Source organism: Marinomonas sp. MED121, from assembly GCF_000153025.1.
Classification (GTDB): Bacteria; Pseudomonadota; Gammaproteobacteria; order Pseudomonadales; family Marinomonadaceae; genus Marinomonas.
Map to the genome: position 1 here is coordinate 796,428 of NZ_CH672431.1, position 9,409 is coordinate 805,836.

A 9,409-nucleotide genomic window follows, 5' to 3' on the forward strand; every position below is an offset into this window, starting at 1 on the left:
TTAAGTACAGTACCTTTAACGGCAGCACGGTAACCAACACCTTGAAGCAATAATTTCTTCTCGAAACCTTGGCTAACACCAACAACCATGTTGTTGACCAAAGAACGAGTAGTACCTGCTAAAGCACGGCTTTGCTTTGCGCCATCACGAGGAGCAAATGTAATAACCTTATCTTCAACAGTTAGTTCAACGCTTTGATGCGCATTCAACTCTAAAGAACCTTTACCACCTTTAACAACAAGGTTTTGGCCTTTAAGAGTTACATCTACACCAGCAGGAAGCGTCACGGGACTTTTAGCAACACGAGACATACTAACTCCTAGAATACTGTGCAGATTACTTCGCCACCGATGCCTGCAGCACGTGCAGCACGATCGGTCATCACACCTTTAGAGGTAGAGATGATTGCAACGCCAAGACCAGCTTCTACTTTTGGTAGATCAACTGATGACTTGTATTGACGAAGACTTGGGCGAGAAGCGCGTTTAATTTCTTCGATTACCGGCTTACCTTCGAAATACTTAAGTTCGATAGTAAGAGTCGGTTTTGTTTCTTCAGTCACAGCGAAGTCGGTTACATAACCTTCTTCACGTAGAACAGAAGCAACAGATACCTTCATTTTTGATGAAGGCATGCTGACAGATGTCTTAGACGCCATCTGTGCATTACGAATACGTGTAAACATATCCGCAAGTGTATCTTGCATACTCATTGAAGAGCTCCTAATTAAAAACCATTGTGCAGCAAATAGAGCTCGCGCATAGTACACAGCAGCAGACAGAATGTCCAGAACTAATCCGGACACCCCACCCACTGCCGTGTATTATGATCGTGATCTACTTGCTTACCAACTAGCTTTCTTCAAGCCTGGTACATCACCGCGCATAGCTGCTTCACGTAGTTTGATTCTTGATAAACCAAATTTACGATAAACACCATGTGGACGACCCGTTACTTGGCAACGGTTACGCTGGCGTGAAGAAGATGAATCACGTGGAAGAGCTTGCAACTTAAGTGTTGCTTCCCACTTTTCATCATCCGATGCATTCACATCGCTAATTATTGCTTTTAGTGCCGCACGCTTTTCAGCGAACTTAGCTACTAATTTAGTGCGTTTTGCTTCGCGTTGAATCATTGAGATCTTTGCCATGATTCCTACCTCTTATTTCTTGAAAGGGAAACTAAAGGCTGCTAACAAAGCACGACCTTCCGCATCGGTACGAGCAGTCGTTGTGATGGTAATATCCATACCACGCACACGGTCTACTTTATCGTAATCGATTTCTGGGAAGATAATCTGCTCTTTAACACCCATGCTGTAGTTACCACGACCATCGAAAGACTTAGGATTAAGTCCACGGAAGTCACGGATACGTGGAATAGCTACATCAACCAAACGGTCGAAGAAGTCCCACATACGCTCACCACGTAGCGTAACTTTACAACCGATCGGGTAACCGTCACGGATTTTAAAGCCTGCTACTGATTTACGAGCCTTAGTCACTACAACTTTCTGGCCACTAAGTGCTTCAAGGTCATTTACCGCATTTTCAAGAAGTTTCTTGTCTGCGATAGCTTCACCAACACCCATATTCAATGTAATTTTAGTGATCTTAGGCACTTCCATTACATTCTTGTAGCTAAACTCTTCAGTTAGAGCTGCTACAACTTGATCTTTATAAACTTGCTTAAGTCTCGCCATGGCTATAATTCTCGCTCTTAGGCGTCGATCGCTTCACTGTTAGATTTAAAGATACGTACCTTAGTACCATCTTCATTCACTTTAAAGCCGACGCGATCCGCTTTACCAGTAGCACCATTAAAGATAGCTACGTTAGAAACCTGGATAGGTGCTTCTTTCTCGACGATACCACCAGTTGACCCTTTCATAGGGTTTGGCTTCTCGTGTTTCTTCATCATGTTGATGCCAGAAACAAGAACTCGGTTTTCGTCTACAATTTTAACAACTTTACCGCGTTTGCCTTTATCTTTACCGGCAATCACAATAACTTCGTCGTTACTTTTGATCTTACGCATTTATGGTCCCCTCCCTCTTACAGCACTTCAGGTGCAAGAGAAATAATTTTCATAAATTGCTCTGAACGCAATTCACGGGTAACAGGGCCAAAGATACGTGTACCGATCGGTTGACCAGAAGCATTCAATAGAACCGCAGAGTTTACATCAAAACGGATTACGGAACCATCTGGGCGACGAACACCTTTCTTAGTTCTAACAACTACAGCGTTAAGAACTTGCCCTTTTTTAACACGACCACGAGGGATCGCTTCTTTAACAGTGACCTTAATAATGTCACCGATACCAGCGTAACGACGGTGTGAGCCACCCAGCACTTTAATACACTGGACACGCTTCGCGCCGCTATTATCTGCAATATCAAGCATCGATTCTGTTTGAATCATTTTGCTCTCCAATAATAATTAGATAACAAGTCTCACGATGGGGCAGCTTAGATAGCTGCCGCTTTGTTAACAACTTGAACCAGGTTCCAAGTCTTAGACTTAGAATAAGGACGTGTTTCCACAACCTTTACTGTGTCGCCAATGCGACATTCGTTGTTCTCATCATGAGCGTGTAATTTAGTAGAACGACGAATAAACTTGCCGTATAGAGCGTGCTTTTCAGTACGTTCTACTAGTACTGTGATGGTTTTGTCCATCTTGTCGCTTACTACTTTACCAGTAGCTGTGCGAGCTTGAGTTTCTGCATTTGCCATTAGTTACCTGCCTTATCATTTAGCACGGTTTTAACACGTGCGATATTGCGGCGAACTTGAGGAAGCAAATGAGTTTGCGTTAGCTGGCCAGTAGCCTTTTGCATACGCAACGTGAATTGCTCTTTTAGCAGTTCAATCAAGCTTTCCTGTAGCTCAGCTACAGACTTTTCTTGTAAATCTTTTGCTTTCATCTACATCACCGTACGCGTCACGAAAGTTGTGGCCAGAGGAAGCTTAGCGGCTGCTAGTGCGAAAGCTTCGCGAGCTAGCTGCTCTGAAACACCCTCAACTTCATAAAGCATTTTACCAGGTTGAATCTGTGCAACCCAGTATTCTACGTTACCCTTACCTTTACCCTGACGAACCTCTAGAGGTTTCTGAGTAATCGGCTTATCAGGGAAAACACGAATCCAGATTTTACCACCACGTTTGATGTGACGAGTCATTGCACGACGCGCCGCTTCAATTTGACGAGCCGTAATACGACCACGTGCTGTGGATTTCAAACCAAATTCACCAAAGCTAACTTGGTTACCGCGTAACGCAAGACCACGGTTACGGCCTTTCTGCATTTTACGGAACTTAGTACGTTTCGGCTGCAACATATGCTACCCCCTACTTAGACTTCTTCTTTTGTGCGCCTTTATTAGCTCGCACTTGCTCAATACCGCCCAAGATTTCGCCTTTGAAGATCCACGTCTTAACGCCAATGATGCCGTAAGTTGTGTTTGCTTCATAAGTAGCGTAGTCAATGTCAGCGCGTAGAGTGTGTAATGGAACACGACCTTCGCGGTACCATTCTGCGCGTGCAATCTCTGCACCACCCAAACGACCACTTACCTGAACCTTGATACCTTTTGCGCCTGCGCGCATTGCGTTTTGTACAGCACGTTTCATAGCACGGCGGAACATTACGCGACGCTCTAGTTGACCAGCGATGTTCTGAGCAACAAGTTTAGCGTCTAATTCAGGCTTACGAATTTCTTCAATGTTGATGTGCACTGGCACACCCATCATGTCAGAAACTGCGTTACGTAGCTTCTCTACATCTTCACCTTTCTTACCAATCACGATACCTGGACGGGCAGTGTGGATAGTGATGCGTGCAGATTGAGCAGGACGTTGAATCTCGATACGAGAAACAGAAGCCTGAACTAGTTTACCTTCTAAGTACTTACGTACTTGAAGATCGTTTAATAGCAACTTAGAGTAGTTTTGATTATTCGCATACCAAGTAGAAGTATGGTCTTTAACTATCCCTAGGCGTATTCCAGTTGGATGAACCTTCTGACCCATTGGGTTTCTCCTAATTAGTCAGCGACTTTAACTGTAATATGACAACCGCGCTTCAAGATGCGATCAGCACGGCCTTTGGCACGTGGCATGATACGCTTATACGTTGTAGCTTCGTCAACGTATACAGTTGAAACACGTAGGTCATCTATATCAGCACCTTCGTTATGTTCAGCATTTGCAACAGCTGACTCTAGTACTTTCTTAACTAGAACTGCTGCTTTTTTAGGGCTGAACGCCAAGATGTCAAGCGCCTCGCTAACAGATTTGCCGCGGATTTGATCTGCAACCAAACGGGCCTTCTGCGCTGAGAGGCGAGCACCTTTTAATGAGGCTTTAACTTCACTCATATTTATTACCCCTTATTACCGTTTGGCTTTCTTGTCCACGACGTGACCGCGATATGTGCGGGTCGGAGCGAACTCACCCAATTTATGACCTACCATGTCTTCAGTTACTAGAACTGGGACGTGCTGGCGACCATTATGGACAGCGATAGTCAACCCTACAAATTCAGGGAAGACAGTAGAACGGCGAGACCAAGTTTTGATTGGACGTCTATCATTCTTTTCTACCGCAGCCTCTACCTTTTTCAACAAATGAAGGTCGATGAAAGGACCTTTTTTTAGTGAACGTGGCACAGTCGTTTCCTCTTATTACTTAGTACGACGACGTACAATAAGTTTATCGGTACGCTTATTACTGCGTGTCTTGTAACCTTTGGTTGGCATACCCCAAGGACTAACTGGGTGGCGACCACCTGAGCTACGACCTTCACCACCACCATGTGGGTGATCTACTGGGTTCATCGCCGCACCGCGAACGGTAGGACGAACACCACGCCAGCGACTAGCACCAGCTTTACCTAGCACGCGTAAGCTATGCTCGGAATTGGATACTTCACCAAGAGTTGCACGACACTCAGTCAATACTTTACGCATTTCACCTGAACGTAGGCGAAGAGTAACGTAACGACCTTCACGAGCAACAAGCTGAGCAGAAGCACCAGCAGAACGTGCAACCTGTGCACCTTTACCTGGCTTAAGCTCAATACAATGCACAACACTACCAACAGGAATATTTTGCAATGGCAAATTATTACCTGGTTTGATAGGTGCATCAGCACCGTTAGAAACAGTGGTTCCTGCTACCATGCCTTTAGAAGCAATGATATAACGACGTTCACCGTCAGCATATAAAACCAATGCTATGTTTGCAGAACGGTTTGGATCATATTCCAAACGTTCAACTACCGCTGGGATACCATCTTTGTTACGACGGAAATCAACCATACGGTAATGCTGCTTATGACCACCACCTACGTGACGCGTAGTGATGCGACCATTGTTGTTACGACCACCAGATTTGCTCTTCTTAGAAAGAAGTGGTGCATATGGTGCGCCTTTGTGTAGATTCTCACCTACAACTTTAACAACGTGACGACGGCCTGCAGACGTTGGCTTACATTTTACAACAGCCATTGACCTATCTCCCCTTATTCAGCTAAGAAATCAATTTCTTGGCCTTCAGTCAAACGTACGTACGCTTTTTTCACGTCGTTACGCTTACCAAGACCACGAGCAGTACGCTTAGTCTTACCTTTTTGGTTCAAGGTACGAACAGTGTCTACTTTGACTTCAAATAGAGCTTCGATTGCTTGTTTAATTTCAGTTTTTGTCGCATCACCAACTACACGAAAAACATACTGACCATTGCCTTCAGCAACAATAGTAGCTTTTTCAGAGATGTGTGGTCCTAACAAAACCTTATAAATACGTTCGCCGATCATGCTAATGCCTCCTCAACTTGCTTAAGAGCACCAACAGTCACCAACACTTTGTCGTAAGCAATCAAGCTAACTGGATCGATAGACGCCGCATCGCGTACATCAACATTTGGAATGTTACGTGCTGCTAAGAAAAGATTCTCATCTAATTCTGCAGAAACGATCAAAGCATTCTCAATATTCAATTCAGCCATTTTAGCTTTGAAAAGCTTAGTTTTTGGAGCTTCCAAACTAAGTTCTTCAACTACAACAAGACGGTCTTGACGTACTAGCTCAGACCAGATGGTGCGCATTGCTGCACGATACATCTTCTTGTTCACTTTCTGTGAATGGTCTTGTGGACGAGCAGCGAAAGTTACGCCACCGCTACGCCAGATAGGACTACGAATAGTACCCGCACGAGCGCGACCAGAACCCTTTTGTTTCCATGGCTTGCGACCACCACCGGCAACATCAGAGCGAGTTTTTTGAGCACGTGTACCTTGACGAGCACCAGCCAAGTAAGCAGTAACTACTTGGTGAACTAGGGCTTCGTTGTATTCACGAGCAAAGGTAACTTCTGAAACTTCTAGAGTTCCTTCAGTTCCTGTTAGATTCAAGTTCATTGTCTACCCCTTCTAGCGAGCTTTAACAGCTGGTTGAAGAATAACATCACCATTAGTCGCGCCAGGAACTGCTCCTTTCACGATGATTAGGTTACGTTCTAAATCAACGCGAACCACTTCTAGTGATTGAGTAGTTACTTGAGCTGCGCCCATGTGACCCGCCATTTTTTTGCCTTTCCAAACACGACCAGGTGTTTGACATTGACCAATGGAACCAGGTGCACGGTGAGACAATGAGTTACCATGGGTTGCATCTTGCATACTAAAGTTATGACGCTTGATTGCACCCTGGAAGCCTTTACCTTTTGATTGACCAATAACGTCAACAGTGGCAATAGACTCGAAATCAGCAACTGTTAGCTCATCACCAACATTGATTTCTTTTTCGTCACCAGAAAGACGGAACTCCCATAAACCACGACCAGCTTCAACTTTCGCTTTTGCAAAGTGACCTGCAGCTGCTTTATTGACGCGACTCGCACGGCGTGAACCAACAGTTACTTGAACAGCTGTATAGCCATCAGTATCTGCAGTTTTTACCTGAGTTACGCGGTTCGGTTCTACTTCGATGACGGTTACTGGCACGGATACACCATCTTCATTGAAGATACGTGTCATTCCGGCTTTGCGCCCGACTAATTGAATAGCCATTTTATACCTCGTTTGCCAGTTGTGTAAGGGGCTATCACCCGCTACGGCTGATCATTCCAGATCATTCCACTAATGTGCATAAGCCGATTGATACCAATCGGTTCTCGCACCCCAATCTTTAAGAATTAACCTAAAGAAATTTGTACTTCCACGCCTGCCGCAAGATCTAGCTTCATTAGAGCATCAACAGTTTTTTCTGTTGGCTCAACGATGTCTAGAACACGTTTGTGAGTACGGATTTCATATTGATCACGTGCATCTTTGTTTACGTGAGGAGAAATCAGTACTGTATAACGTTCTTTGCGAGTAGGAAGTGGAATAGGTCCACGTACTTGCGCACCTGTACGTTTCGCTGTTTCCACAATCTCTTGTGTTGAAGCATCAATCAGACGATGATCAAACGCTTTCAAACGAATACGAATTTTTTGGCTTTGCATTTCCAACTCCAAATACAGTTTTTTGTGACGCTTTAGCCTTAATAGCTAAACTGCCTTCCTCTTTTGAGGACGGCGAATCTTATCGATTTGCAAACTGGTTGTCAAGTAACCAATCTAACAATTCATTTAACGCATATTTCGATTTAGCATAAAAAAGGGCCACCCTTTCGGGCAGCCCTTTGAAACCATTAACAATCTACTTTAAATAAGTAAATTATTTGATGATTTTAGCAACAACACCAGCACCAACTGTACGACCACCTTCACGGATCGCGAAACGTAGACCTTCGTCCATCGCGATTGGGTGAATTAGGGAAACAGTCATTTGAATGTTATCACCAGGCATTACCATTTCAACACCTTCAGGTAGCTCACAAGCACCAGTTACGTCAGTTGTACGGAAGTAGAACTGTGGGCGGTAACCTTTGAAGAAAGGAGTGTGACGACCACCTTCATCTTTAGAAAGTACGTATACTTCTGCAGTGAAGTCAGTGTGAGGATTGATAGAACCAGGCTTAGCCAATACTTGACCACGCTCAACATCTTCACGCTTAGTACCACGTAGAAGTGCACCAATATTCTCACCAGCACGACCTTCGTCAAGCAGCTTACGGAACATTTCAACACCAGTACATGTAGTAGTTGTTGTTTCTTTAACACCAACGATCTCTACAGAATCACCAACGTTAACGATACCGCGCTCAACACGACCAGTAACAACAGTACCACGACCCTGGATAGAGAATACATCTTCGATAGGCATGATGAATGCACCGTCGATTGCACGCTCTGGCTCTGGAATGTAGCTATCTAGAGTTTCTACAAGAGTCTTAACTGCTGTAGTACCCATTTCGTTATCATCTTCACCGTTCAATGCCATTAGAGCAGAACCAGGGATGATTGGAGTGTCGTCGCCAGGGAATTCGTATTCAGAAAGAAGATCACGAAGTTCCATGTCAACCAACTCTAGCATTTCAGCGTATTCTTCAGAATCCGCACCGCCACAGTCTTCAGCTAGTAGGTCAGCTTTGTTTAGGAAAACAACGATGTAAGGTACACCTACTTGACGAGAAAGAAGGATGTGCTCACGTGTTTGAGGCATAGGGCCGTCAGTTGCACCACATACCAAGATAGCACCGTCCATTTGAGCAGCACCAGTGATCATGTTTTTAACATAATCGGCGTGTCCTGGGCAGTCTACGTGTGCGTAGTGACGAATTGTTGAATCATATTCAACGTGTGAAGTCGCGATTGTGATACCACGCTCACGCTCTTCTGGAGCGTTATCGATACCGTCAAACGCAACAGCTTCGCCGCCGAATACTTCTGCACATACACGAGTAAGTGCAGCAGTTAGAGTTGTTTTACCGTGGTCAACGTGACCGATTGTGCCAACGTTTACGTGTGGCTTATTACGTTCAAACTTAGCTTTTGCCATGATACATACACCTTAATAAGATCTGTAGGTAGATGATTAATATTCTTTATTGATGATCGCATCTGCTACACTTGACGGCGCTTCAGCGTACTTCTCAAATTCCATTGCATAACTTGCACGACCTTGCGACAAGCTACGTACATCGGTAGCATAACCGAACATCTCACCCAAGGGCACTTCTGCTCGAATTACTTTACCAGACGGAATGTCATCCATCCCTAATACCACACCACGACGACGATTCAGGTCACCCATCACATCCCCCATGCAGCTTTCAGGAGTAACAACCTCCACCTTCATAACAGGCTCTAAAAGACAGGCATCGGCCTCACTTTCCAGCACACTGGACTGGCCGTCGTTTTACAAGGTCTAGTCCGACCTAGACTCAGGGGTACCGAGCTCGAATTCTGGCGTAATAGCGAAGAGGCCCGCACCGATCGCCCTTCCCAACAGTTGCGCAGC

General features: G+C 44.8%; 18 protein-coding genes and 1 pseudogene. All 19 read right to left on the reverse strand.

Going from position 1 to position 9,409, the window contains the following annotated elements; translation table 11 throughout:
• On the reverse strand, nt 1-311 hold a 311-nt coding region (gene rplF / locus MED121_RS15195; protein WP_009834610.1), incomplete at its 3' end, for a 50S ribosomal protein L6.
• A gap of 8 nt (nt 312-319) precedes the next feature.
• A complete protein-coding gene (gene rpsH, locus MED121_RS15200) occupies nt 320-712 on the reverse strand; it encodes a 30S ribosomal protein S8 (protein WP_036180589.1) in 393 nt (130 codons plus the stop codon).
• 132 nt (nt 713-844) lie between these two features.
• The gene (gene rpsN / locus MED121_RS15205; protein ID WP_009834612.1) at nt 845-1,150 is read right to left on the reverse strand and encodes a 30S ribosomal protein S14; all 306 of its coding nucleotides are present in this window, start codon (nt 1,148-1,150) and stop codon (nt 845-847) included.
• Nucleotides 1,151-1,162: 12 nt separating this feature from the next.
• Nucleotides 1,163-1,702, reverse strand: a complete 540-nt coding sequence (rplE, locus tag MED121_RS15210) for a 50S ribosomal protein L5 (RefSeq protein WP_009834613.1) — start codon at nt 1,700-1,702, stop codon at nt 1,163-1,165.
• A 17-nt stretch (nt 1,703-1,719) separates the two neighbouring features.
• Nucleotides 1,720-2,037, reverse strand: coding sequence for a 50S ribosomal protein L24 (gene rplX, locus MED121_RS15215; RefSeq protein ID WP_009834614.1), 318 nt, complete (start codon nt 2,035-2,037; stop codon nt 1,720-1,722).
• 17 nt (nt 2,038-2,054) lie between these two features.
• A complete protein-coding gene (gene rplN, locus MED121_RS15220) occupies nt 2,055-2,423 on the reverse strand; it encodes a 50S ribosomal protein L14 (protein ID WP_009834615.1) in 369 nt (122 codons plus the stop codon).
• A gap of 47 nt (nt 2,424-2,470) precedes the next feature.
• Nucleotides 2,471-2,737 carry a 30S ribosomal protein S17 gene (gene rpsQ, locus MED121_RS15225; protein ID WP_009834616.1) on the reverse strand — a complete coding sequence of 89 codons (267 nt, stop codon included), beginning with the start codon at nt 2,735-2,737 and terminating at the stop codon, nt 2,471-2,473.
• Nucleotides 2,737-2,928, reverse strand: coding sequence for a 50S ribosomal protein L29 (rpmC, locus tag MED121_RS15230; RefSeq protein ID WP_009834617.1), 192 nt, complete (start codon nt 2,926-2,928; stop codon nt 2,737-2,739). The genes rpsQ and rpmC overlap by 1 nt, the downstream gene beginning before the upstream one ends.
• On the reverse strand, nt 2,929-3,342 hold the full coding sequence (gene rplP, locus MED121_RS15235) for a 50S ribosomal protein L16 (RefSeq protein ID WP_009834618.1): 414 nt from the start codon (nt 3,340-3,342) through the stop codon (nt 2,929-2,931).
• Between the two features lie 10 nt (nt 3,343-3,352).
• On the reverse strand, nt 3,353-4,033 hold the full coding sequence (rpsC, locus tag MED121_RS15240) for a 30S ribosomal protein S3 (protein ID WP_009834619.1): 681 nt from the start codon (nt 4,031-4,033) through the stop codon (nt 3,353-3,355).
• 14 nt (nt 4,034-4,047) lie between these two features.
• Nucleotides 4,048-4,380: a 50S ribosomal protein L22 gene (gene rplV / locus MED121_RS15245; RefSeq protein WP_009834620.1), complete on the reverse strand. Its 333-nt coding sequence runs from the start codon at nt 4,378-4,380 to the stop codon at nt 4,048-4,050.
• Between the two features lie 15 nt (nt 4,381-4,395).
• Nucleotides 4,396-4,671, reverse strand: coding sequence for a 30S ribosomal protein S19 (gene rpsS, locus MED121_RS15250; RefSeq protein ID WP_009834621.1), 276 nt, complete (start codon nt 4,669-4,671; stop codon nt 4,396-4,398).
• Nucleotides 4,672-4,686: 15 nt separating this feature from the next.
• On the reverse strand, nt 4,687-5,511 hold the full coding sequence (gene rplB / locus MED121_RS15255; protein WP_009834622.1) for a 50S ribosomal protein L2: 825 nt from the start codon (nt 5,509-5,511) through the stop codon (nt 4,687-4,689).
• Between the two features lie 14 nt (nt 5,512-5,525).
• Nucleotides 5,526-5,819, reverse strand: a complete 294-nt coding sequence (gene rplW / locus MED121_RS15260) for a 50S ribosomal protein L23 (RefSeq protein ID WP_009834623.1) — start codon at nt 5,817-5,819, stop codon at nt 5,526-5,528.
• Nucleotides 5,816-6,421: a 50S ribosomal protein L4 gene (gene rplD / locus MED121_RS15265; RefSeq protein ID WP_009834624.1), complete on the reverse strand. Its 606-nt coding sequence runs from the start codon at nt 6,419-6,421 to the stop codon at nt 5,816-5,818. Before rplD ends, rplW begins: the two co-directional genes overlap by 4 nt.
• A gap of 12 nt (nt 6,422-6,433) precedes the next feature.
• Complete coding sequence (gene rplC, locus MED121_RS15270) at nt 6,434-7,072, reverse strand: 50S ribosomal protein L3 (RefSeq protein ID WP_009834625.1); 639 nt, start codon at nt 7,070-7,072, stop codon at nt 6,434-6,436.
• Between the two features lie 125 nt (nt 7,073-7,197).
• Entirely contained in the window at nt 7,198-7,509 is a 312-nt protein-coding gene (gene rpsJ, locus MED121_RS15275) for a 30S ribosomal protein S10 (protein WP_009834626.1), read from the reverse strand.
• Nucleotides 7,510-7,723: 214 nt separating this feature from the next.
• Nucleotides 7,724-8,947 (reverse strand): elongation factor Tu, encoded by a 1,224-nt coding sequence (gene tuf / locus MED121_RS15280; RefSeq protein ID WP_009834627.1) that lies wholly within the window; start codon nt 8,945-8,947, stop codon nt 7,724-7,726.
• A 36-nt stretch (nt 8,948-8,983) separates the two neighbouring features.
• Nucleotides 8,984-9,277: pseudogene (locus tag MED121_RS15285) on the reverse strand (elongation factor G); the annotation flags it as partial.
• Nucleotides 9,278-9,409 lie beyond the last annotated feature (132 nt).

Excerpts from the sequence above, each read along its gene's own strand:
- tuf (WP_009834627.1), bottom strand. The coding sequence starts at position 8,947 with ATGGCAAAAGCTAAGTTTGAACGTAATAAGCCACACGTAAACGTTGGC.
- rpsQ (WP_009834616.1), bottom strand. The coding sequence starts at position 2,737 with ATGGCAAATGCAGAAACTCAAGCTCGCACAGCTACTGGTAAAGTAGTA.
- rplC (WP_009834625.1), bottom strand. The coding sequence starts at position 7,072 with ATGGCTATTCAATTAGTCGGGCGCAAAGCCGGAATGACACGTATCTTC.
- rpsN (WP_009834612.1), bottom strand. The coding sequence starts at position 1,150 with ATGGCAAAGATCTCAATGATTCAACGCGAAGCAAAACGCACTAAATTA.
- rpsH (WP_036180589.1), bottom strand. The coding sequence starts at position 712 with ATGAGTATGCAAGATACACTTGCGGATATGTTTACACGTATTCGTAAT.
- rplW (WP_009834623.1), bottom strand. The coding sequence starts at position 5,819 with ATGATCGGCGAACGTATTTATAAGGTTTTGTTAGGACCACACATCTCT.
- rplP (WP_009834618.1), bottom strand. The coding sequence starts at position 3,342 with ATGTTGCAGCCGAAACGTACTAAGTTCCGTAAAATGCAGAAAGGCCGT.
- rplB (WP_009834622.1), bottom strand. The coding sequence starts at position 5,511 with ATGGCTGTTGTAAAATGTAAGCCAACGTCTGCAGGCCGTCGTCACGTT.
- rplD (WP_009834624.1), bottom strand. The coding sequence starts at position 6,421 with ATGAACTTGAATCTAACAGGAACTGAAGGAACTCTAGAAGTTTCAGAA.
- rplE (WP_009834613.1), bottom strand. The coding sequence starts at position 1,702 with ATGGCGAGACTTAAGCAAGTTTATAAAGATCAAGTTGTAGCAGCTCTA.
- rplX (WP_009834614.1), bottom strand. The coding sequence starts at position 2,037 with ATGCGTAAGATCAAAAGTAACGACGAAGTTATTGTGATTGCCGGTAAA.
- rplN (WP_009834615.1), bottom strand. The coding sequence starts at position 2,423 with ATGATTCAAACAGAATCGATGCTTGATATTGCAGATAATAGCGGCGCG.
- rpsC (WP_009834619.1), bottom strand. The coding sequence starts at position 4,033 with ATGGGTCAGAAGGTTCATCCAACTGGAATACGCCTAGGGATAGTTAAA.
- rpmC (WP_009834617.1), bottom strand. The coding sequence starts at position 2,928 with ATGAAAGCAAAAGATTTACAAGAAAAGTCTGTAGCTGAGCTACAGGAA.
- rpsJ (WP_009834626.1), bottom strand. The coding sequence starts at position 7,509 with ATGCAAAGCCAAAAAATTCGTATTCGTTTGAAAGCGTTTGATCATCGT.
- rplV (WP_009834620.1), bottom strand. The coding sequence starts at position 4,380 with ATGAGTGAAGTTAAAGCCTCATTAAAAGGTGCTCGCCTCTCAGCGCAG.